Source organism: Levilactobacillus spicheri DSM 15429, assembly GCF_001435095.1.
GTDB lineage: Bacteria > Bacillota > Bacilli > Lactobacillales > Lactobacillaceae > Levilactobacillus > Levilactobacillus spicheri.
In genome coordinates, this window is record NZ_AZFC01000015.1 from 343,803 (window position 1) to 366,336 (window position 22,534).

A 22,534-nucleotide genomic window follows, 5' to 3' on the forward strand; every position below is an offset into this window, starting at 1 on the left:
GATGAATGTTCTTTATCATCAAGTGTATAGATTATTCTATGGGGTTGTGAATTATTCTAAAGAAGATTGGTCGAATCCATGATTGATTTGACCGATATACGGAGATAGGATCTGATACGATGTTAGAGAGTAAGGCAGTTCATGCTGAAAGTTTCTTCGAAGCCTACATGCAACTCAAGCGGGAATTAGAAAAGTCAGCAACGCGGTTTCAACGAATGACGGGCATCTCGGTTGATCAGTACGCCATTTTGCACCAAATCTTGGAGCAACCGGGGAAGTTAACGTCGGCTGCCGTGGCGGATAGTCGGGGCATCTCTCGCGCCGCAGTTTCCCGCGGCATTTCCCAGCTGATTCGGCGGGGTTACGTCGTACAAAGCTACGAAACGACCGATCGGCGGGTCCGGCCACTGTCCCTGACGGCGAGTGGCGAGCAACTGGAGATCGACTGTTACAAGTTGGTCCAGAAGTCCGCTAAGCTGATGAGTCAGGTGTCCCTCAGTGACGAAGGCAGCTCGGTGACCATGGGCCAGTTGACCCAGATGTTGGCGGCGCTGACGTCGCGGGACGATACCAATCCCACCGACAAGGCATAAAAACAAGATAGTAAAACGATTTATGAATAAACTTATGCATAAATAAGCGGTGACTTTCTTTACGAAGGCCCGCTTTTTTGGTGCGCTGGTGACAATTAGGCGAAAGTGGCTAGGTTGTTTGACCCAACGAACCGTGTTCCACAGTGAATTACCGGGATGAAAGCGATTGTTTTAGGGAAAACGGCCATGAAACAAATTTCAATTTAGGGCTGGGCCATGATTATTTTTATGGTATACTCGTAAGCGTTGTTTCAAAACACGACTACCAGATATGGTAGTGATTTAGCCTGACTTTCCGGAAAGCATACTAAATGTAGTGAAATCAAATCATGAGGGAGCGCGTTAGTATGCAGCATTATTTTAAATTCTTAGCCCACCAATTACAGGGCTGGCCACAACAGAACTATTACCTGTTCTTCTTTAGCCTCGGGTGTCAGGTCATGACGCTGGTCGGACAGACCATCACGCCGCTGACGATTTTGACGTTTATCGGGACCACGCTGGGGGTTCTGTGCGTCTTGGCCATCAATGCTGCCAAATCCGTGAACGGGTTTCTGGGCATCCTGTCCGCCATCTGCTTCGTGATCACAGGGTACGCGGCGAAGAACTACCTCAGCATTTTTGAACAGATTGCCTACGTGGCGACCCTGGACATCCCGGTTCTGATCAGTGCCAACTGGAACGTCAACATGGCGTCCAAGATTCGTAAGTTCACGGGCCGCAGTTGGTTCGTGGCGTTGGTCTCGACCGTGGTGATCTACCTGATCTCCGGTTGGGCGATTGGCGCCTTCACCGATGACCCGCGGCCGTGGGTCGACGCCATCAGCTTTGCCATCAGCCTGACCGCCGGGGTGATCTGCTTCCTACGCTTCAACAACCAGTACGTCTGGTGGATCGCCTCCGGACTGGCCCAGATGGTCCTCTGGTTCATCTCCTTCCGGCAGGGTTCCGCGACGCTGGCGATGTTCATCAACAGCTCCGTTTACCTGATCAACGACGTGTTGGCCTTCACCATCTCGCCGTGGTACAACGAAAAGGAACGGCAACGGGTCATCGCCCAGGAGACGGCCTACGCGGGCCAACTCGCCGACGAGAATCGGTAGGGATGCGGCACCTTTAAACCAAGTATTTGCTATTTTTAAATAAATCAGTGAGTCTGGGGCGAAAGTCTCAGGCTTTTTTTGTTTGCCGAATAGCTGGTATTGAAACGAGCACCAGCTATTCGCCATTTGTCCCACGCTCATTTTTGCGTTCCGCCGGGTTTGGGTCAGTGGAAGTGGTACACTAGGATTTAGAAGAATCACCACCGAAATTTGGGGGGTAGAGGAGGGACTACCATGATTGCTGAACACCACCTGGGCGATGAGGACCAGGCCCTGACCTGGGTGACCGCGATGGTCGAGGACGACAGCGACCGCGAGGCCTTACAGAAGACGTATGGCCTGACCGACGAGATTTTGACCTACGTGACCGATGTGAACGAACGGGCCCACTATGACCGTGACGAGTACCTAAACACCCAGCTATTCGTCCTGCACGTGCCCGTCGTGGTGGACGAGGTCTCCCAGCGCTACATTACTCGCCCGGTGACCTTTCTCCTGAAGGGCCACCAGGTGATGTCCATCACCACCACGCGAACCCAGTGGGTCAACCAACTGCTGATGGACCGGCTAAAACTCGACCAGATCACCGACACCAACGAATTGGTCATGATCAGCTTCTTCATCCTGTTCGACCAGTTTATCGCACCGATTCGGAAGATCAACGCCGAACAGAACCGGCTGGACAAGCAGCTGAATCAGTCGCCGGACAACAAGGATCTGATTGCACTGTCCAACCTGCAACAAAGTCTGGCCTACTTCGTGAGTGCTACCCGCAACAACGCCATGATGGTGGTCAACCTGAACAGCACGCCCTTCGGCAAACAGCTGTCCGACAAGAACCGCGAGCACCTGACCGACGCCGTCATCGAAGCCCGGCAAACGTCCGAAATGACCGCGATTGAGGCCGACGTCGTGGACCGCATCTCGAGCACCTTCAATAACGTGCTGAACAATAATCTGAACGACACGATGAAGTTCTTGACCATCTGGTCGCTGGTTTTGACGATTCCGACGATTGTGACCGGATTCTACGGTATGAACGTGAAGTTGCCGATTGCCAACGACCCATTGTCCTGGGTCTTCACGGTGGCTATCATGGTCGGCATCATGCTGCTGGTGGCCTACGTCCTGCGCCACCGGCATTTCTGGTAAAAGGGCCGACCGATATGGGCAACTTGGTGGAAACTGGCGCAACGTTCGGTCGGCTTCATTCCCCCGAGGTGGGCACGATTCTGAAACCTCGCCAAAAACCGGCGAGTTTCCAGAACTCGGCCTGATTGTAAGCCAGCAAGAAACGCTGACTAACAATCATTTCACCACGGGGGGAAACGCCGACGCTACGTTGCGGGATGGACGATAGTGTCAGCACTGATGTCTGGTACAATCATTGACGATCATGCTGGGTTGTCTCCAAGGGCGCATCATCCTAGGTTCGATACACTCAGGGATAGTGAACGGGTTGCTTGTGAGAACATGATGCATGAATCAAAAGTCAGCGGGTCTGGAAACCTTCCAGACCCGTTTTTGCGTGGCCGCCGCTATTTGCTGAGGGGCTTCCCAGAAAATTCCCGTTGAATCTTCATCAAATTGCGTTATAATTGTTAGCCGGCTAACAAAAAGAGAGGATGATGATCATGGAACCACGATTAGGGGGCCTGTTGCGGGACGCGACGAACCAGATGAACCTTGAGCTGAACGCCTTTGCCCGGCCCTATGGGATGACCGGGATGCAGATGTCGGTCATCGATTACCTGAGTCGCCGCGGAACGGCGGTGACCTTTCAGGTCGACGTCGAACACGAATTTCATATTCAACGCTCGACCGCTTCGCTGCTCATCAAGCGAATGGTGGAGCGCGAGCTGTTGACCCGGGTCGTGGCGGCGAGTGATAGCCGCAAGCGGGAACTTCAGTTGACGACCAAGGGCCGCGAGCTGATTCCCATCATCACGACCCATTTACGACAACAGGATGCCAAGATGGTGGCCCAGCTGTCACCGGAAGCCGCGGCGGGATTCCGCCGGGCGCTGCAACAGATCAGTCAATGGTAAGAAAGGATGATTCAATGACAACGGAAAAAATTGAGCCCCGGGTCGTGGGGGCCGTGTTAGCGACCGGCCTGATGTCGCTGAGTGGGGTCATCGTGGAAACGGCGATGAACATCACCTTTCCGACCCTGATGCGCCAATTTCACATCACCACCGGGACCGTGCAGTGGATGACCACGCTGTATCTTTTGATCGTGGCCTGCATCGTGCCGGTCTCGTCGTACCTGAAACGCCGCTTCAAGTTGCGGCAACTCTTTGTCACGGCGAACCTGTTATTTATCAGTGGGATCGTGATCGACGGGCTGGCCCCGAACTTCGCCTGGTTGTTGACCGGGCGGGCGATTCAGGGGGTTGGCACGGGGATCGCGTTACCCCTGATGTTTAACATCATCCTGGACCAGGTCCCACTGAGCCGTATCGGCTTGATGACCGGAATCGGCACGCTGGTGACCGCGATTGGGCCGGCGATTGGCCCCACGTACGGGGGCATTCTGGTCACCAACCTGAATTGGCGGTACATCTTCTGGATCCTGGTGCCGTTTCTGGTGGTGTCCTTCTTCGTGGGCATCAAGACAATTCGGCAGGTGACGCCGACCACGGCCGCGCGTTTCGACTGGCCCAGCATGGTCGGGGTCGGGGTGACCTTTGGCGGGCTGATCTACGGGTTCAGTGCCATCAGTACCCACGCCTGGTTGAGCTGGTCGGTGAGCGGGGCGCTGGTCCTGGGACTCCTGGGCTTGGCCGCCTTCACCTGGCGGTCGCTGAAAATCGCGGATCCGTTGATTCACCTGCAAGCCCTGCGCAGTCGCGGGTTTAGTGGCCACCTGTTGGCCTTTTTCCTGATTCAGATTGCCTCGTTGGGGCTGTCGTTCATCCTACCAAACTACCTGCAGCTGGTCGATCGGCAAACAGCCTTCGTGGCGGGGCTGGTGGTCTTACCCGGCGCGTTGATTGGCGCCTGCTTCGCGCCCGTCGGCGGTCAGATTCTCGACCGCTTTGGGGCGCCCCGGCCGATTCTTCTGGGCCTAGGCCTGGCCGTGGTGGCCTTGATTGGCATGACCGTCTTGGCCCCGCACATGGGGGCCGCTTGGGTCCTAGGACTGTACGTTATTTACATGATTGGAATCGGTCTGGGCTTTGGGAACATGATGACCAACGGCCTGAAGCACTTGACGCCCGCGCTTAAGGCCGACGGAAACGCGCTGATGAACTCCCTGCAACAGTTTGCCGGGGCGATGGGCACGGCCCTGGTATCCGCCATCATCGCGGCTCGCCAGGCGGTGGCCGGCTCGACCACGGTGCTGAAAACGGCGGCGGGGTCCCAAACGGCGCTGCTGGTATTGGTCGTCACCAGTGCTCTGGCCTGGGGCGTCATGGTCTGGGCCCTACGCCAGCCAATCCAGCAAACGCAAGACTGATCACCGAGTTGGTAGCGTTAGTACCTTTACTTGCGAAGCGGGCGAAACCCCTTTCGTGACGGGGACGGTGCTACACTTGCCTGAAATACAGGTGAGGTGATCGATATGCGCTTTGATTGGCGGTACGCGTTTCATTCTTTTTGGTTTCTCATGACTTATTTAATCTTATCCAGTACGGCGGTCTTCTTTAACGACCAGGGCCATTCCCTGCGGATGGCCCTGGGGACCATCGTGGCGCTCATCGTGGTGGACGTGCTCTTCACGCGCAACTACCCGTACTTTAACCGGGTCGACCGGCAGGGGGCGACGATTCTAGTCAGCATTGCGATGTTTGCCCTGGTGGCGCTGTTAGCCGCCAACTTTGATCCGACCTGGCCCAGCATCGTCTGGGACTTCACCGGTTTCTGCCTGGCCAGTATCGGTGGGACCATCGACGGGTACCTGGTCCGGCCCACGGAGTTGAAACCGGCCCAGACACGGCGCGAGCTGATTCGCCGGGAACGGTTATTGAAGAAAATTACTCATTAAAATGAAACACGTGCAAAAATCCGGGAGGCTTTCCCGGATTTTTTTAGTAGACAGCGTGACGCGGGGGCTACTTAATGGGGGTGACGTTGTCGATGTGAATCCAATGCTTGATGGGAGCGAAAGCCCACCGTTCGGGTGTGACTTCAACAAAGGTATCTTTATGGTCATTAGTGGCGAGCGTGATTTGACGGGTGACGATGTAGGTCTTTTTGGCATCACGTGACGTGATGGTTTGTGCCTGGTGGAATAATCTCCCCTGGAACCAGTGGCGCGCTGCCTTTACGCGGACTTTGTGTGAATTATTTGACGCGTGCTTACCAATCTTGATGGGACTAACGGCGTGCGCGGCGCTGTCAATGACATGTGTGATACCATTCGTGATTAAGTTAGAGACATTAGAGAAAGAAAAGTGAGGGAGATGGCTTCCTGGCCGCTGCGTATTCGGATGGAACGGGGTGCCGGTAATTGGGCTAGAAGTGGTCGGCTTATCGGGTTTTGCCGTCACTAGGTCAGGTGTTGAGCCAGTTGCTTGGCCATCAGTTGCTGGTTTATCTGGCTCGGGTGATACTGGGCCCGGCGTTGAGCCGTTTGCTTGGGTATCAGTCGATGGTTTATCTGGTTCTGGTGTCACTAGGTTGGGTGTGGATCCGTTTGCTTGGTTATCGGTGGTTGGTTTGTCTGGTTCCGACGTGACTAAGTCAGGTGCGGTGACGTTAGATTGACCATCGGTGGTTGGCTTGTCTGGGCTTGGCGTTGCTTGGCCGGTCGTGGAGCCGTCAGTTTGACCATCGGTAGTTGGCTTATTTGGCTCTGGCGTTGCTTGGTCGGCCGTGGAGCCGCTAGTTTGACCATCGGTAGTTGGCTTATTTGGTTCTGGCGTTGCCTGGCCAGTTGTAGAGCCGTTCGCTTGGTTATCGGTGGTCGGTTTGTCTGGTTCCGGTGTTACTGGGCTGGGTGTTGAACCCGTTGTTTGACCATCGGTTGCCGGGTTCTCTGAGCCTGGCGTGACCACATTGGTAGTTGGTCCCTGAGTATTTGGCGCGTGTGGTAAAGCTTGCCACGGGGATGTTTGTGACTCCTCGCGGTCTGGCGAAGTAACCGTTGTTTCTGGCACCATAGCTGTGATAGTATGCCCAGGCACTTTGAAGGTCATAGCCGCTGCTTGAGCAGTCGGTGCGGCCAGAGTGACGAGCGTCAGGGTCAGCATGGCTAATCCGGTGATGCGGGTTAAACGTTGATTCATGAGAAAACCTCCTTAAATTTGGGTACGTAAATAGGATAACGAAGCGATGTAAAAGAATGGTTGATATCGCGTAATAGTTCGATGGCTAAGATATTTATCTGATTTTGAAAACGATTATTTATAGTTATCATAATAAATGCATGTGGAAACTGGCATGGATTGCGTCCCAAAACGGGTCTCATCAAAAAATAATCTAAAAATTTTAACGAAATTTTCGTAATGGGTTTCATAGTTGTTAGACATGGAAAGAAACCATTTTCAAAAAACGTGGTTGGTAGCGTTATTAGCTTAACCATAGGGTTCGCGGGCGTTTTCAAGGGTCCTTAATCGTGCTAAACTACAGATACTTTAGAGAGACGGGGTGATCACGATGACTTTTGATTGGCGCTATGCGTTCCATTCCTTTTGGTTTTTAATGACTTACATGATTTTACTCAGCATGGCTAGTTTCGTGGGCCAGGGACAGTCTATCCAGCTGGTCCTTGGGGGCATTGGTGCCTTAATGGTCGTGGACGCCCTGTTTACCCATAACTATCCGTACTTCAACCGAATCGACCGGCAAGGGTTCGACATCGTGGCCAGTGGCTGCGGGTTAGCCCTGATGACGATTATCGCCGTGAACCTGAGTACCGCTTGGCCGAGTGCCGTGTGGGGCTTGATCATCTTTAGCTTAGCGGCTTTAGGTGGGACAATCGACGGTCACTTGGTTCGGCCGACCCAATTGGGTCCAGGCCAAACGCGGCAAGAGCTTCGCAAGAAGGCCGAATTAGTCAAAGAAAATTAGTGAACTTAGCATGAAGAGCCTGGGATGAACCGCCCCGGGCTCTTTTTTCATGCCGTTTTTGTCATGAGGACACAGAAAAACCGCCCGGCCAGTCAGTGGTCGGGCGGTTGGTTTTTTAGGATTGGGATGGGGCAGGGTTAGTTCGTGACGAACATCCAGTCGTAAGAGAGCAGCTGGTGAAACCGTTCACCGATGGGAACCCACAATTTGGCCTTGGCAATGTTGACCATGGTTTCCCAAAACAGGGGGTCCTTTCGTTCCTGGTCGCTCAGGTTGACCGTGATGTACTGGCCAGCCTCCGTTTTCGCGATGACGTAGGGGTAGAACACCTTCGTGATCTGAGCGGGCGTAATCGTGTGGATGTGCGGGTTGTTGTCAATCAGCATATGAACGCTTCCTTTCAATTGATGAGCTCAGTATACCGTGAAAGGGTTGCGGAAGTCTTGGCGATTGGTTAAGGATTCCCTGAGAATTTCTTAGGATTTTGGAGGGGCCTGCAGGGTCACGGCAAAGACCGATCCCCGGGGCTGATTTTCGGTGACGGCAATTTGACCGTGGTTCAACTTGACCAATTGGGACACAATGGCCAGTCCCAGGCCGCTGCCCTCAATCTGGTTGGAGCGGGAGGCGTCGACCCGGTAGAACCGTTCAAAGATGTAGGTGCGGTCCTCAGCCGGGATGCCCGCCCCTTGGTCCGCGACCTGCAACGTCACGGTCTGGGCCGTCGTTATGAGACGAACCACGATGGGCTGGTCGGCCGGGGAGTACTTGTGCGCGTTGTCCAGCAGGGCGGTCAGAATTTGGTGCAGCATGTCGCTGTCCCCCAGCGCCATCACGGGTGTTTCCGGCGCCTCGAGGCTGAGCGGCTGGCTGACCAGCGGCTGGTAGTGGGCGACCACGCCGCGTGCCAGCTTGGCCACGTCGAGCGGTTGAAGGTCGACGTCGGCCCGGTCGGCCCGCGAGAGGTGGAGCAGGTTTTCAATCAGGTGTTGCATCCGCAACGACTCCTGGTCGATGAACCCCAGGGACTCGGGGATGACCTCGGGGTGCTGGTCCCCGCGCCGTTCAATCAGCTTGAGGTTGCCCCGAATCGTCGCGATGGGCGTCCGCAGTTCGTGGGAGGCGTCGGAGATAAACTGGCGCTCCCGCTGAAGTCGGTTGTTTTGGGCGGCCAATAGCTGGTTGAAGTCCTCGGCCAATTGGTGAATCTCCACCGGTTCGGCCGGTTGGGGCAGCTTAGGCTGAGTCACCGCGGGGGTCGCCGCCGCCTGTTGGGCCGCCTGGGCCAATTCGATGGTCGGTTTACTGATACGGTTTGCCAGGCGCCGCACGAAGAGCAGGCCAATCAGGAGGCTCAGGCCGATGGCGATGATGAGGACCGCAATCAGCACGTGAAGATTCCCCAGCAGTACGTGCATGCCGATATAGAGCAGGTAGGTCCGCTGCCCAGTCTTCAGCGTCTCGGAGAAGTACAGCCCCATGTTTTTGATATAGATCAGGTGGGTAAAGGGCACGGACCAGGCCCCCGAGGTGTCGATTTTGCGGGCACCGGGGAGAAACGAGGTGGTCGATCCGTCGGCGTTCTTGATCAGGATAAAGGTGTTGTGGGAATTCAGACCGCTCCCCCGGTTGACCGTGAGCCAGTCGGCAAAATTACTGACCTGGGTGGTCTGCAGGTTGGCACTGAGTCGGGCGGCCTGTTCCTGGGCCCGGAAAAGTTGGTCGACCGTCAGGGTAATCGAGACCGTCAGGACAATGACCAGGCCAATCGTCAGGAGTAGGCTGGTGAAGGAGTGGCGAATAATATCCGCGTAGGAGCGGGGGGCTTGGGGAGCTTTCATTCATCATCATCCGCTTTCAGACTGTAGCCGACGCCCCGAATCGTGTGGAACAGGTTGGGGGTGTCGGCCGTGTCGATTTTATTCCGCAGGTAGCCGATGTACACGTCGACCACGTTCTGCTGACCCAAAAAGTCCACGCCCCAGACGTTATCAAGGAGTTCGTCACGGGTGAAGACCTGGCCGGGGTGCCGCATTAAGAAGAGGAGCAGATCATATTCTCGTTGGGTCAGCTGGATGCTGGTGTCACCGCGAGTGACCTGCCGGGTCTTGGTCACCAACGTCAGGTCGGCGATCCGGTAGGTCTGGTCCAGGCCGCTTTGGTGCGCGGCCCGGCGCTGGATGACCCGGATGCGGGCCAATAGCTCCTCGATTTCAAAGGGCTTCGTGATGTAGTCGTCGGCGCCGTTATCGAGGCCGGTGACCTTATCACCTAGGTAGTCACGCGCGGTCATCATGATCACGGGCAGGTCGTCGTGTTTTCGAATCCGACGTAAAACGGCCATGCCATCGATCTTAGGCAGCATCCAGTCGAGCAGAACCAGTAGCAGCTCGTCACGGTGTTCCTGGTACATGTCCCACGCGGCCTCGCCGTCGGCCGCAGTCAGAACGGTAAAGTCTTCAAAGGTGAGTTCCTTGGCCACGTAACTGGCCAGGCCCTCTTCGTCTTCAACTAATAGAATAGTATTTTTCATCATACGAACAGTCTCCTTAGGGTGAAACGTGACGGGGGAAAAACCCGGTACCGCCGCGTTTCGACTGAGATTCTTTCGGGGTTACCCGTATAGTAGCATACGGGGCTAAGTCAAAAATAAGAAATTCATATTTTAACCTTAAGTAAGGTTCAAGATTTAGCCGCTAAATGCATGGTATAACTAATACATCGAAAGCGCAAAGCTGATATGAATCCATTGAGGAGTGGTAGATATGACGAAATTAAACAACGTATTCAAAAAGGTTTTATTGGGAACGATGACGGTAACGACTTTGATGGCAACTTCCGCCGGTGCTTCGGCGGCCACCCGGACCACGGTTACGGCAGAACCCGTCCAGGCCACGGTGACACTGGATCAACGGCCAGTGGCCACGATGCAATTTAACCGGATCCACCTGAAGCGGACCAGCACCAAGGCCATCGCCAACCAGGTCCAAACGACCGTGGATGCCAGTGCCCTGAACCTTGACCAACAACACCGCGACCAACAGCTGAAATAATGAAGTGACCCATTCTTCCCCCAAACGTTTCGCAAAAAAGTCTGCCTCATCAGCAGAATAGAAGCCAAAAAGCCCCACCACGTTGAGAGACCGCGGTGGGGCTTTTTGAGTCCCCGTTCGCTTACGACTTGTGGTTGAAGAAGTCGTTGAACAGGGAGAGCGGGGCCCAGAGCATGCCGAGCAGGACCAGGCCAACGAAAATTTCTTTAAGGATTTCTAGCATGGAATGCCGCCTCCAATTCGGCTGACCTTTAGTGTACCGGAATGATGGCGTAAGTGGTAGACAGCCCCACCGCTCGCGTCAATTCAAGGAGGGACGACCATCCAAAAACGCCCCACAGTCTCAATAACTGCGGAGCGCTGGTAGTGACGTGGTGGCTGATCCTATTGCAGCGCGGCGGCCTGTTGAACGGCCGTTTCGATCGGCGTTTCGCCGTTGACCAGCGTGATGATCTGGTGGGGCAACGGGTGCCGTACTACCGCGGTGACCGTGGCGGCCACGTCGGCGCGGGTGATGCGCGTGTTGTCCGTCTTTTCGGGATTCAACGCAATTTTGCCCGTGGGCTCGTCATCGGTCAGGATGCCCGGCCGGACGATGGTGTAGGCCAGGTTGGTCCGGTGTTGGAGCCACTGGTCAGCGTAGTACTTCGCCACGTAGTAGGGCCGAATGCTGGAGTTGGCCCAGAATTCGCGGTCGTCGGTCCCCATGGCGCTGACGATAATGAAGCGCTGAATGTGGGCCTCTTCGGTCGCGGTAATCGCTTTAATGGCCCCGTCGAGGTCGATGTTCAGGGTCATGTCGTCGCCGGTGCTGCCGCCGGAACCGGCCGAGAAAACGACTGTGTCGATGCCGTGCATGGCGGGAACCATGGCGTCGGCCGAGCCCATCAGGTCGAACATGCGGGCCTGACCGCCCAGTTTATCAATGGTGGCCGCCTGTTCGGCATTCCGAATGCCACCGAAGACGGTCTCCCCCGTTGCGGCGAGCTGCTGGACGATGCGTTGGCCCACTTGGCCGTGGGCGCCAATCACAAGTGTTGTCATGAAAAAAGAACCTCCTTAGATGGTGGTTAACGCCATGCCGGCATCCGTCACGTTCGAAACGAATCGGGGAGGCCCACATCTTGTTAACTTAACTAATGTTCACCTTAAAGGTTTTGCGGGCACTTGTCAGCTAATGTGACTCTGAAGCAACTTTCGATGGTCGCGAAGGCCCTCAACGATTTGTGAAGTAGATTGCGAACCGTTTTGGCTGGTTTTTCAAGTGATAAGCCGTATAATGGATTCAAAGATCCCAGATAGCTAGGTTGTCGCAGTTCCGATGGGGGGACGGGCGATAAACGCCAAATTGAAAACGGTTTAATTTAGGCCAGTATCACGGCTAACTATCGGTGGGTGAACTTATCAGAAAAGGAGTCGTTAATTATGGCAACGATTTTAGTTCTAGGCGGTGGCTACGCGGGCATGCGGGCCATTAAATTCTTACAGCGGGAAGTTCCCAGCGACAATCAAATCATCTTAGTTGACAAGTCGGGGACCCATACCGAAAAGACCAACCTGCACGAGGTCGCGGCTGGGACCATCGCACCCGAGAAGATCACGTACGAGATCAACGACATCATTGGCAACCGGGTCACCTTCATTCGCGACACGGTCACGAACGTGGACGTGGACCAGAAGCAGGTGACGCTGGCGGACCACCAACCGATCACGTACGATTACCTGATCCTGGCGTTGGGCTTCCAGTCCGAAACCTTCGGCCTGAAGGGCGCGACCGAAAACGCGTTACCGATGGACGACCTGGCCACGTCGGAAGCCGTTTACCAGCACCTGGAGAAGACCATCAAGGGTTACGCGGAGTCCAAAGACCCGAACGACCTGACCGTCGCCGTTTGTGGTGCCGGGTTCACGGGTATCGAGCTGCTGGGGGAACTGACGCAATCTCTGCCGAAGTTGCAAACGAAGTACAACACACCGGCTATCAAGCTGGTCTGCTTGGAACGGATGACCAGTATCCTGCCGATGTTCGATAAGTCGCTGGGCGACTACGCGATGCGCTTTTTGGACAAGCACAACGTCGACATGCGGCTGGGTTCCAGCATCACGGAAATCAAGCCCAACGCGGTACTGTACACGGATGGTGACGACCAGGAACACGAGGTTCAGGCCAACACCATCGTCTGGACCGTGGGGGTCAGCGGGTCGCAGGTCATTGCGGATTCCGGCTTTGAGCAACGGCGGAACCGGGTCGTGGTCAACGACGACCTGTCCCTGAAGGATCATCCGGAAGTTTACATCGTGGGTGACGTGGCCGCGGTCATGGATCCGGACAGCAACCGCCCTTACCCGACGACCGCGCAAATTGCGTTGGCGGCCGGGACCCAAGCGGCCAAGAACATTGGCCTGCAGTTACGTGGCCACGAGACGCGCAAGTTCGTCTACAAGTCTAGCGGAACCGTGGCATCGCTGAGTGACCGCGACGGGATCGGCGAGATCGGCAGTGGTAACCGGAAGGTCAAGGGGTACGTCGCCTCCGCCTTGAAGAAGATCATCACGGACCGTTCGTTGATGGAAAGCGCGCATCTGAGCACCGTCTTTGCCAAGGGGCGGTTCGACCTCTATCATTAAAAGTTTTTAAGAAAAAGCGGGTGGGCGGAGTAGCCTACCCGCTTTTCTCATGCTAAAATAGGTAAAACGGTCACAATGCCGAACTGGCTTCTTTTTGACGTGAATGGTTGGTGAGAAACCGGCGGCCATCTCTCATTTGGCGAATTTACCAAAATACGATAGAGTAAACGGTTAAAGCCGCACGTTTGACGTATTTTGGATAAAATTTTAGCTGAAAGGGACGATTTACAGGTTCATTGTGCGCAAAAGTGTCGTACAATAGAACGGGAGTTATGCTATAATTAGGCCTATTCAATGGCGTGCAACCACGCTATTTATTTACATACCGACTGCGCACCGGGTGAACGGTTTGCCGGGGAAGCACAGTCGTCGAGTAACGACACGTAGTCTGCTGATAAAGTCAGTAGGGTCAGTGAACGAACGATCCAACACTTAAAAATTTGAGGTTTATAAAAAACTACGTGGATGATTGGAGGTATCACGATGGCGGCATCAGAAACTAAGGAACGAATTGCGGAGTCCTTGGCTTCGTTGTTGAACCACAATACGTTTGACAAGATAACGGTTCGGGAAATTGCGGACGAAGCGGAAGTACACCGTAAGACGTTTTATTATTACTTTGCGGATAAGTATGAGCTCCTGGCATTTGTGTACCAGCAGTTCATCGTCGCTGCCCCGCGGCACGATAAGCCAGTGACGATTACGCTGGAAAACTGGCGCCCCGAAACGATTCAGCTCTTGGAACGAATTGCGGATCACTCGAAGTTATTTCTTAATGCCTACCCCTACGATGACGGGGTCTGGCGGCAGTCGACGAACGAGTTCGTCGCGGCCCGGTTATCCATCTTGCTGCACGCGATGCCCGAGTACCGGTACCTGAAGGAAGACGTGATCGACACGTCTGCCGAGTTCATTGCGGCCGGGGCCATCGGAATCATCAACAAGTGGGCCAACGATAACTTCAAGGCCAGTCCGCGGACGGTCCTCGACCAGATGACGACGGCCAACCGGCTGTTCAACGGGATTCTGGACCGCTGGAAATTGAGTTAAGCAACAGCGAAACGCTTCTCTGCGGAGGGGCGTTTTTTTGATGGGGTCCAATCGACCATGAGGGTGCTCCGACCGCCACTAAATTTTAAAAAATTGGTAGACCACTTCAACCGGTTGCACATTCGACGAAAGGTTGATTTACCGGCAACAGGGGATTCTTCACTAACTTTACTTGAATAAATCATCACAAGTAAACCACTGGTACTCCGCCGCTATAACGAGTATCATGCATAAATGTAAGAGGTTACATTGTGAACCGAGAATGTGTGACTTAGGAGGAACTCAACCATGGCTTACCAAACCATTAATCCATATACCAATGAACTGATCCAAACCTACGACGAAGCAACGACCGAAGATATCGAAACCAGTCTCGCCCAGGCGCAACAACTCTATAAGCGCTGGCGTAACGACCCTGTCGGCACCCGGACACCGGTCTTACACCGTTTGGCCCAACTTTTCCGGGACGAAAAGGACGACCTGGCCAAGGTCCTGACGACCGAAATGGGCAAGTTGTTTAGCGAAGCCCAGGGTGAAGTCCTGCTGTGTGCCTCGATTGCCGACTACTATGCTGACCATGCCGAGGAGCTTCTGATGCCCCGGAAGATCGACTCCATTGCGGGTGAGGCCCAACTGGAAAATCACCCATTAGGGGTCTTGATGGCCGTGGAACCGTGGAACTTCCCGTATTATCAGATGATGCGGATCTTCGCCCCGAACTTTGCGGTGGGGGACCCCATCGTTTACAAACACGCGGCCAACACCCCGGCCTCAGCGTTAGCGTTCGAAGACGCCGTTAAGCGCGCGGGGGCGCCGGACGGCTCGTTGACCAACCTCTTCCTGTCTTACGCCCAAGTGGGAGACGTCATCGCAGATTCTCGGGTCCAGGGAGTTGCTCTGACCGGATCCGAACGGGGCGGGACCGCCGTGGCGGAAGCCGCCGGGAAGCACCTCAAGAAGAGTACCATGGAATTGGGTGGGGCCGACGCGTTCATCGTGGCCCACGACGCCAACATGGAGCAGGTCAACGCGATTGCACCGCGGGCCCGGCTCTACAACGCCGGTCAAGTCTGCACGTCGTCCAAGCGGTTCATCGTGACCGAGAACCACTACGATGAATTCCTCGAAAATTTGAAGAAGTCCTTTGCCGCCGTCAAGATGGGCGATCCGATGGACCCAGCCACGACCTTAGCACCGATGAACTCGAAGCGGGCTAAGGAGAAGCTCCAAGAACAGGTCGACGCCGCCTTACAGGGCGGGGCCACGGCCTACTTCGTCCACGAACCGGCCGAAGATGACGGGCAATTCTTCCCGCCAACCATCTTAACGGACATCGCCAAGGACAACCCGGCTTACGGTAAGGAAATGTTCGGACCCGTGGCGCAGGTCTACAAGGTCAAGGATGACGATGAAGCCGTCGAACTGGCCAACGATACGGACCTGGGGCTGGGCGGCATCGTCTTTGCCGGCACCGGCGAGTACGGGGCACAGTTAGCTTCCCGGATGGAAACCGGTCAGGTCTTCGTCAACACCTTCTTCAGTTCCTTGCCTGAACTGGAATTTGGTGGGGTCAAGAAGTCCGGCTTCGGCCGTGAATTGGGCCACAACGGGATTATGAGCTTCGTAAACCAGGAGCTCGTGGTCAAGCGTGACGCTCCGAACGACAACGAATTTGGGGGTCTGGTCGCCCCGGCTCACTACCACGATTTGTAAAACGGTGACTGACTAGATTGAAGTGTTCAAAATCGTCATTACTTTCAAAAGCAGGAAGGAACCTTCCGATTTTTCGGGAGGTCCTTTTTATTTGGAGTCAGGGCTTCTTGGCGTCGCCGAATGGTCGCTTGTCCCTCGCCAGGTTGTGATGATGCGCTTAACCGTTGTCCCGTGAAATTAATTTATTTTTCGGGGTGAGTGTGATACTCTGAACAAAGAAAAAAGAACTGGAAAGGGTGCATGTTCATGTCAGATCGTTTAAAGGATAAAGTTGCCATTATTACTGGTGGGGTTGCCGGCATCGGCCTGGGAATCGCGGAGTGCTACGTGCGTGAGGGGGCCAAGGTCGTCCTGACCGCTAACCACAACGTTGACGGCGGGGCCGCCGCTGTTAAGCGGTTCGGCGAAGACGTTAGTCTGTTTGTACAACAGGACGTTGCACAGGAAGCCGACTGGCAGAAGGTCATCGACGCGACCATCGCCAAGTTCGGCAAGCTGGATATTCTGGTCAACAACGCCGGTATCGGCCCGATGATGCCGGTCATTGAAGACGTCTCACTGGCCGACTGGCAAAAGGTCATCGACATCAACCTGACCGCGAACTTCTTGGGTGAAAAGGCCGCCATCAACGCGATGAAGGCCCACAACGATGCCAAGGGTTCCATCATCAACGTTTCCTCCGTGGCTGGCCTGGTAGGCCTGCCAACGGCACCGGCCTACTCCGCTAGCAAGGGGGGCACGCGGCTATTGACACACGCCACGGCCCTGAACCTGGCACAACGGGGCCTGGACATCCGGGTCAACTCCGTGCACCCGGGCTGGATCGACACGTCGATCGTCCCAGCTGCCGCGAAGGAACAGCTGATCAAGACGATTCCGGTCGGCCACATGGGCAAGCCGCAGGATATCGGTGAGGTCTGCGTTTACCTGGGCAGCGATGAATCGGGCTTCGCCAACGGGGCGGAATTCACCGTCGATGGTGGTCAACGCGCTTAGTCATTCGCGGCGCGGACCCTGCTAGTGGTCGCTGACTGAACCAGTTCGTCAATGACTCATCATCAAGATGAATAGTCCAGGGGATTGCAAATGCCTGCTGGGCGTGCTATGATGGCAATCGTATTCCAAACCAGGAACGTCAAAAGATGGTTTGATCACGGATCGGCGTGGAAGTCCTAAACCAGCTTCACAACACCCGGTCCTATCCGCAACATTCCGGCTCCCACTAGCAGCGAGCTTATCGAACACATGAAACTGACAATTGGTCTTGTGATATCAAGAAAACGACCACCGATGCTGAATCGGTGGTCGTTTTTAAGTTGTCGTGGTGGCCGTGAGTTAAGGAACCGATGATTTGAATTGCGGCATGATAGTCAACCGACTGAGGGGAACACTGAGCAACCACGATTTCACGGGTTGAGTCTATCCGAGCACCAGCGGTCTTGACGATGGCGAGGCAATAGCTGGCGGCTCTCAACGTGGGCGTCTCCGCTTCGTAGCCAGCCTTTCCCGTTATTTAGGCAATCCCCGCTGGGTGAGCGCAACAGAGGCGACTTGATGGTCGTGGTGAAATTGATGTTACCTGGCGTTTTAGGCCAGGTTACATCAAGGCCGAGCTCCGGAGACCTGCGATTCTTGCAGGGCTTCGGAATCGTGCCCACCACGACCAGCTTGCTCGCCGGCGTGGAGCGCTGGCTATTACCCAATTCGTTGCATAAAAAAACGGTCACCGGAATTCCGGTGACCGTTTTGGCGTTTAGGCGAGGCCTAAGGTGTTGAGAATCAGGTAAACGTTTAAGATAATCAGGATGACGGTGATGATCCACGCCAGCACCTTGATCCAGGTACGGTTGGCGAACTCACCCATCAGCTTGTGGTTACTGGTGAAGATCACCAGCGGAATCATCGCGAACGGTAACGCGATACTCAGGAAGACTTGCGAGAACGTCAGCAGTTTTTCAATCTTAGCTTCGTTATCGTGGTAGTACAGGGCGAAGATGACCACGGGCGTCACGGAGATCAGCCGGGTCAGCAACCGTTGTGCCCAGAGCGGCATCTTCAGGTTGATGAACCCCTCCATGATGATCTGCCCGGCCAGCGTCCCGGTAATGGTGGAACTTTGCCCGGAGGCTAACAGCGCCAGGGCAAACAGCATACTCAGAATCGGACTGGCAATCGCGCCAACGATTTGACTGTTGCTTAAGGCGTTGTACAGGTCGACGAACCGGCCAAGGTCACTGTCGGTCCCGAAGAACAGGGCCGCTCCCAAGATCAGTAACAGACTGTTGACCACGAAGGCCAGCGTCAATTGGATGTTGGAGTCGATGGTCGTGAACTTGATGGCCTGAGCCACACTCTTGCGGTTGTTCCGGTCGAAGTTCCGCGTTTGCGAAATTGATGACCCCAGGTACAAGTCATGGGGCATCACCGTTGCCCCCACGATTCCCAAGGATAGGTACAGCATCCCTTGGTTGGTGACCACGTGACTCGATGGGAGGTAGCCCTTGACGACCTCACCCATGTGGGGCTGGGAAAGGATCACTTCGTACAGGAACACGAAGAGGATCACGGCCACCAGGGTCGCCACGATGGCTTCGATCTTCCGGAAGCCCAACTTCATCAGGACCAACAGGAGTAAGACGTCGGCGGCGGTGATCAGGATCCCCACTAGCAGGGGGAAGCCGAACAAGAGCTTTAACGCAATCCCGGACCCGATGATTTCCGCCACGTCGGTCGCCACGATGGCCAGCTCGGTGATGATCCAGAGGAGAATCCCGGTAAATTTACCGGTACGCTCCCGCGTCAGTTGAGCCAGGTCCTTCCCGGTCACGATTCCTAGTCGGGCCGACATGGCCTGGAGAAGCATCGCAATCAAGCTGGACATCAGGACGACCGTCAACAGCGTGTATTTATACTGGGCCCCCCCGGCGATGGAGGTGATCCAGTTACCGGGGTCCATATACCCCACGGCAATTAGGGCCCCGGGGCCGGTGTAGGCGGCCAGGGTTCGCCAGAATCCCGCGTTTTGGGGCACGTCGACGCTCCCATTGACCTCGTCCAGACTCTTCTGGTCGCTGCCGGTCGATTCGAGCATGTGGTGCTTGGTCGTTGCATCGGTTTCATGTTTCTTCATATAAAACCCCTCTTTTCTATCTGTCTAGAAATTCAGGTAGTCGCATGACTTCTGCCTTTCTGAATCTTACGGCCGTCGGTGGGTGATCGAATAAGTGCTAAATCGTTTTAACCCACACGTAGCCCGCAAAATTTCAACTGTAAGTATAGGCTAAATCCGGGTAAAGTCAACCGTTTACGGGCTTAGGGACCCCGGCGGTGACGCGATTTTTGCTAGATAATGAACAGTTGGTGACGATTTCATGGGTTAAATATTAATTTTGAGGTGGCACGAGAAAAAATTTCGATGACGAACCATTTCAATGCATCATTAGTAAACCTATACCCTGATATTTAATCATCTAGTTTTAAATACTAGCTGATTGCGTTATAATGTTTTTGACCAGTGCGCATTCGAAACTAGTAGAAATGAGGAACCAGTATGCAAACCGAGAAAATTGCGATTTTAGTCGACTCCTGTTCGGACGTGCCCACGCCCGTCCTGCAGGCGGCCGATATGGCGTTGGTCCCGATGAACGTGATCTTTCGCGACCGCGTCTACGAGGACCGCATCACGATTACACCGGCTGAATTCTATCGCCGGCAAGCGACCGAACCGGCCACGACGTCCAGTCCGACCGGAAAACGGGTCGTAGAAGCCTACCATCAAATTGAAGCGTCGGGGTACACCCACGTGATTGCCGTCAGCATTTCGGCCAAGCTGTCGGGGACCTACCAAGAACTAAAACTGTTGGCCGAAGATTCGCCGTTGGTGGTCCACGTGGTCAACACCCGCAGTGTCGGCATCGGTAGCGGTTTCGCGGCCATCTACGCGGCGGAGCTCCGCGACCAAGGCCGCAGCTTTGACCAGATCGTGGCCGAGGTCGAACGGGTCACCAACCAGACCAAGGTCTTCTTTTATGTGCCCAGCCTGAAGTATCTGCAGGCCGGGGGCCGGATCGGCCGGGTCGCGGGCTTAGCCGGGACCCTGCTGAACGTGAAGCCCATCATCTCCTGTGATGACGAGGGGGTCTATTACCCGATTGCGAAGGTGCGCGGTGAAAAACGGACGATTGCCAAGCTGATCAGTCTGGTCGGCGACGCCATCGGGGACGGCCAACACGTGAGCGTGTCCGTGGTCGACGGGGTCAATCCCGACCTGCGCGAGGACGTCTTGGCGCAACTCAAGGCCAAGTTCCCCCAAGTCAGCCAGTGGTACAGCGGCGACGTATCGCCCGCGCTGGGCGTCCACACGGGGCCTGGTCTGATTGGCGTCGGGGTCCAGGTGCGCGACTGATGACGGCTACCTGAAGCTGAAAAAAGCACCTGTAACGGTTGCGAAATCTCGCATCGCCGTTACAGGCGCCGATGGGTGTCACCCTTCATGAATCGTAGAATGAACTGTCACTTGTGAAACGACAAAAAAGGCCACGACGGCAACGAGGCTATCATGGCTTGAGGGGGGTACGAGCAGGAATTTAAGACTTTGGGGGAGTGCTAAGTTCTGCTCGCGTAAGAATAATAAGAATTTGCTGCGAGTCGGCAAGCGTTCCTTGCTGACCTGACTGTAGTGTAACCCAGGTAGGGTTGCGGCGCAATCAATTGGTTCAATAAATATATTAATAATAAATGACCATTATTTGACAGCCTGAGTGGTTCATATTAGGCTTGATTTAACCAGTTGGCGGTGGTGAAACCCGCGGTTTGCGGTTGCGTCACGCTCTGACGGCCCCCGGGTCACCAATTATTTTGTGAAAAAACACCTGACAAACCCGAAATTGGCCGTATAATGGAGAAAGCACGATAGTTAGGATAAATAACAATGTGGGTCACTAGTGGGTCAGCCACGGTGAGGGGACGTAAGCAGCGTCCCATTATCGGCGTGAACGGCGCCACGGCCCCCACCGTAACCATCAGGCAGCGGCCTGGTGAAGAACACCGGCTTCAGGAGGACAACGAGTTAATGGACTTAAGTTTAGTAGAATTAGCGATGATTTCGGGCGCGACCAGTGCGCTAGGGCGGTTACGGACCCACCGCAAACTGGCCCGGTGGCAGCGACAACGGCCACAGATCACGCCGCAGGTCCCCACGATCTTCGTGCACGGCCTGCGGGGGAGCTCCAAAACCATGGCAGCGATGTTACAGGCTGCGGTCCAGACGGGGTACCACCAGATGCTGACCATTCACATCACGCACGCCGGCAAACTCAAGATCCGGGGCCGGTGGGACGACACGGTGGTCCACCCGTTGATTCAGATCACCTTTGGCAACAACCAGGCCCGCTTGCCCTTTCAGGTGCGCTGGCTACACGAGGTCATGATCTACCTGCGCGGCCAACACGGGGTCCAGGCCTATAACGCGGTCGGCCATTCGGCGGGCAGCGTGGCCCTGGTCGCGTACGCTGAGGCGTACAGCCAGGATGCGTGGTTACCGCGGTTGCGTAAGCTGGTGACGATTGCCGGTCCCTTCAACGGGGTCATCGGCATGAACGAGAGTCACAACACCAACTTCCTGTTGGCCGACGGGCGGCCCAAGGTGGTCTATCCCAAGAACTTCTGGCTGCCCAGCTACGCGGACCTCTACCAGCACCGGCAGGACTTCCCCCAAGACGCCGCGGTCCTGAACATTTACGGCGACCTCAACGACGGCACCCACTCGGACCGCTACATCTCGACGGCCTCGGCCCGCTCGCTGCGTTACCTGTTGCGGAACATCCCGGCCAGCTTCCGGGAGGTCGGCTTCCTGGGCGCCAGCGCCGAGCACAGTCGTCTGCACGACAACCCGCGGGTCCAGCAGTTGGTCTTCGACTTCCTGTTCAAACCCGCGGCCGCGCCATTAAAAAATCGATAATAAAAACCCTCGAACGACATGCGGATCGTTCGGGGGTTTTTCTCATTAGGAATCTGCTAATAAATCACTTGTTTTGGGGGGAGTGCATCTAAAAACTCTGATTCCTAGGTTATTCACAGTGCTTAAGGTCAGAACGTATCACGAACTAACTACGGGTATCATAGCGGGTTTGCGCGACTTTCGCAAGCGAATTGTGACGCCTACGCTGAACTGGTTAGAGGGTGGTCCGGTTCCCTTGGTGCCACGGTCTTGGGTTCGGGTCGCTGCTGAACGATAACCGTCCGCTGGTTAAACGGCGATTGGGCCTGATGGGTTTGGGTATAAATGGATTTATATCACCCCTTGGGGCATTCGCCGGGATTCGAGAAGGGCGGGGGTGGGATTGCTCAAACTGTAAGTGTGCATTCTGCACATGCT

The 22,534-nt window shown here is 55.1% G+C and carries 20 protein-coding genes; 14 read left to right on the top strand and 6 right to left on the bottom strand.

Annotated features, from left to right (window positions below):
• The first annotated feature begins 119 nt into the window (after nucleotides 1-119).
• From FD37_RS05380 to FD37_RS05405, 6 genes are all read left to right on the top strand, one after another.
• The gene (locus FD37_RS05380) at nucleotides 120-593 is read left to right on the top strand and encodes a MarR family winged helix-turn-helix transcriptional regulator (RefSeq protein ID WP_045807505.1); all 474 of its coding nucleotides are present in this window, start codon (nucleotides 120-122) and stop codon (nucleotides 591-593) included.
• Between the two features lie 347 nt (nucleotides 594-940).
• On the top strand, nucleotides 941-1,696 hold the full coding sequence (gene pnuC / locus FD37_RS05385) for a nicotinamide riboside transporter PnuC (protein ID WP_045807504.1): 756 nt from the start codon (nucleotides 941-943) through the stop codon (nucleotides 1,694-1,696).
• Nucleotides 1,697-1,930: 234 nt separating this feature from the next.
• Complete coding sequence (locus FD37_RS05390) at nucleotides 1,931-2,848, top strand: magnesium transporter CorA family protein (protein WP_056963999.1); 918 nt, start codon at nucleotides 1,931-1,933, stop codon at nucleotides 2,846-2,848.
• A 482-nt stretch (nucleotides 2,849-3,330) separates the two neighbouring features.
• Nucleotides 3,331-3,744 (top strand): MarR family winged helix-turn-helix transcriptional regulator, encoded by a 414-nt coding sequence (locus FD37_RS05395; RefSeq protein ID WP_045807759.1) that lies wholly within the window; start codon nucleotides 3,331-3,333, stop codon nucleotides 3,742-3,744.
• Nucleotides 3,745-3,758: 14 nt separating this feature from the next.
• Complete coding sequence (locus tag FD37_RS05400; RefSeq protein ID WP_056964003.1) at nucleotides 3,759-5,159, top strand: DHA2 family efflux MFS transporter permease subunit; 1,401 nt, start codon at nucleotides 3,759-3,761, stop codon at nucleotides 5,157-5,159.
• A gap of 105 nt (nucleotides 5,160-5,264) precedes the next feature.
• Nucleotides 5,265-5,687, top strand: a complete 423-nt coding sequence (locus FD37_RS05405; RefSeq protein WP_045807502.1) for a hypothetical protein — start codon at nucleotides 5,265-5,267, stop codon at nucleotides 5,685-5,687.
• Between the two features lie 67 nt (nucleotides 5,688-5,754).
• Here FD37_RS05405 and FD37_RS12785 read toward each other — a convergent pair whose 3' ends face one another.
• Nucleotides 5,755-6,930 (bottom strand): hypothetical protein, encoded by a 1,176-nt coding sequence (locus FD37_RS12785; protein ID WP_156652727.1) that lies wholly within the window; start codon nucleotides 6,928-6,930, stop codon nucleotides 5,755-5,757.
• A gap of 439 nt (nucleotides 6,931-7,369) precedes the next feature.
• Between FD37_RS12785 and FD37_RS05415 the strand changes: the two genes are divergently transcribed.
• A complete protein-coding gene (locus FD37_RS05415; protein WP_235807854.1) occupies nucleotides 7,370-7,714 on the top strand; it encodes a hypothetical protein in 345 nt (114 codons plus the stop codon).
• 137 nt (nucleotides 7,715-7,851) lie between these two features.
• On the opposite strand, the gene FD37_RS05420 is transcribed toward FD37_RS05415, so the two are convergent.
• From FD37_RS05420 to FD37_RS05430, 3 genes are all read right to left on the bottom strand, one after another.
• Nucleotides 7,852-8,100: a hypothetical protein gene (locus tag FD37_RS05420; RefSeq protein WP_045807499.1), complete on the bottom strand. Its 249-nt coding sequence runs from the start codon at nucleotides 8,098-8,100 to the stop codon at nucleotides 7,852-7,854.
• A gap of 90 nt (nucleotides 8,101-8,190) precedes the next feature.
• Nucleotides 8,191-9,555 (bottom strand): sensor histidine kinase, encoded by a 1,365-nt coding sequence (locus tag FD37_RS05425; protein WP_056964007.1) that lies wholly within the window; start codon nucleotides 9,553-9,555, stop codon nucleotides 8,191-8,193.
• Complete coding sequence (locus FD37_RS05430; protein WP_045807758.1) at nucleotides 9,552-10,247, bottom strand: response regulator transcription factor; 696 nt, start codon at nucleotides 10,245-10,247, stop codon at nucleotides 9,552-9,554. Before FD37_RS05430 ends, FD37_RS05425 begins: the two co-directional genes overlap by 4 nt.
• A 232-nt stretch (nucleotides 10,248-10,479) precedes the next feature.
• Here FD37_RS05430 and FD37_RS05435 point away from each other — a divergent pair, with 232 nt between their 5' ends.
• Complete coding sequence (locus FD37_RS05435) at nucleotides 10,480-10,767, top strand: hypothetical protein (protein WP_045807497.1); 288 nt, start codon at nucleotides 10,480-10,482, stop codon at nucleotides 10,765-10,767.
• A gap of 384 nt (nucleotides 10,768-11,151) precedes the next feature.
• On the opposite strand, the gene FD37_RS05440 is transcribed toward FD37_RS05435, so the two are convergent.
• Nucleotides 11,152-11,811 (bottom strand): SDR family oxidoreductase, encoded by a 660-nt coding sequence (locus tag FD37_RS05440; protein ID WP_056964010.1) that lies wholly within the window; start codon nucleotides 11,809-11,811, stop codon nucleotides 11,152-11,154.
• Between the two features lie 381 nt (nucleotides 11,812-12,192).
• On the opposite strand from FD37_RS05440, the gene FD37_RS05445 reads away from it, so the two are divergent.
• From FD37_RS05445 to FD37_RS05460, 4 genes are all read left to right on the top strand, one after another.
• A complete protein-coding gene (locus FD37_RS05445; RefSeq protein WP_056964011.1) occupies nucleotides 12,193-13,395 on the top strand; it encodes an NAD(P)/FAD-dependent oxidoreductase in 1,203 nt (400 codons plus the stop codon).
• 483 nt (nucleotides 13,396-13,878) lie between these two features.
• A complete protein-coding gene (locus tag FD37_RS05450) occupies nucleotides 13,879-14,445 on the top strand; it encodes a TetR/AcrR family transcriptional regulator C-terminal domain-containing protein (RefSeq protein ID WP_045807494.1) in 567 nt (188 codons plus the stop codon).
• A gap of 288 nt (nucleotides 14,446-14,733) precedes the next feature.
• Complete coding sequence (locus FD37_RS05455) at nucleotides 14,734-16,158, top strand: NAD-dependent succinate-semialdehyde dehydrogenase (RefSeq protein ID WP_056964013.1); 1,425 nt, start codon at nucleotides 14,734-14,736, stop codon at nucleotides 16,156-16,158.
• A 246-nt stretch (nucleotides 16,159-16,404) separates the two neighbouring features.
• A complete protein-coding gene (locus FD37_RS05460; protein ID WP_045807757.1) occupies nucleotides 16,405-17,154 on the top strand; it encodes a glucose 1-dehydrogenase in 750 nt (249 codons plus the stop codon).
• A gap of 757 nt (nucleotides 17,155-17,911) precedes the next feature.
• On the opposite strand, the gene FD37_RS05465 is transcribed toward FD37_RS05460, so the two are convergent.
• Nucleotides 17,912-19,288: an Nramp family divalent metal transporter gene (locus FD37_RS05465; protein WP_045807492.1), complete on the bottom strand. Its 1,377-nt coding sequence runs from the start codon at nucleotides 19,286-19,288 to the stop codon at nucleotides 17,912-17,914.
• A gap of 420 nt (nucleotides 19,289-19,708) precedes the next feature.
• On the opposite strand from FD37_RS05465, the gene FD37_RS05470 reads away from it, so the two are divergent.
• Entirely contained in the window at nucleotides 19,709-20,563 is an 855-nt protein-coding gene (locus FD37_RS05470) for a DegV family protein (RefSeq protein ID WP_056964015.1), read from the top strand.
• Nucleotides 20,564-21,229: 666 nt separating this feature from the next.
• Entirely contained in the window at nucleotides 21,230-22,117 is an 888-nt protein-coding gene (locus FD37_RS05475) for an alpha/beta hydrolase (RefSeq protein WP_045807490.1), read from the top strand.
• Nucleotides 22,118-22,534 lie beyond the last annotated feature (417 nt).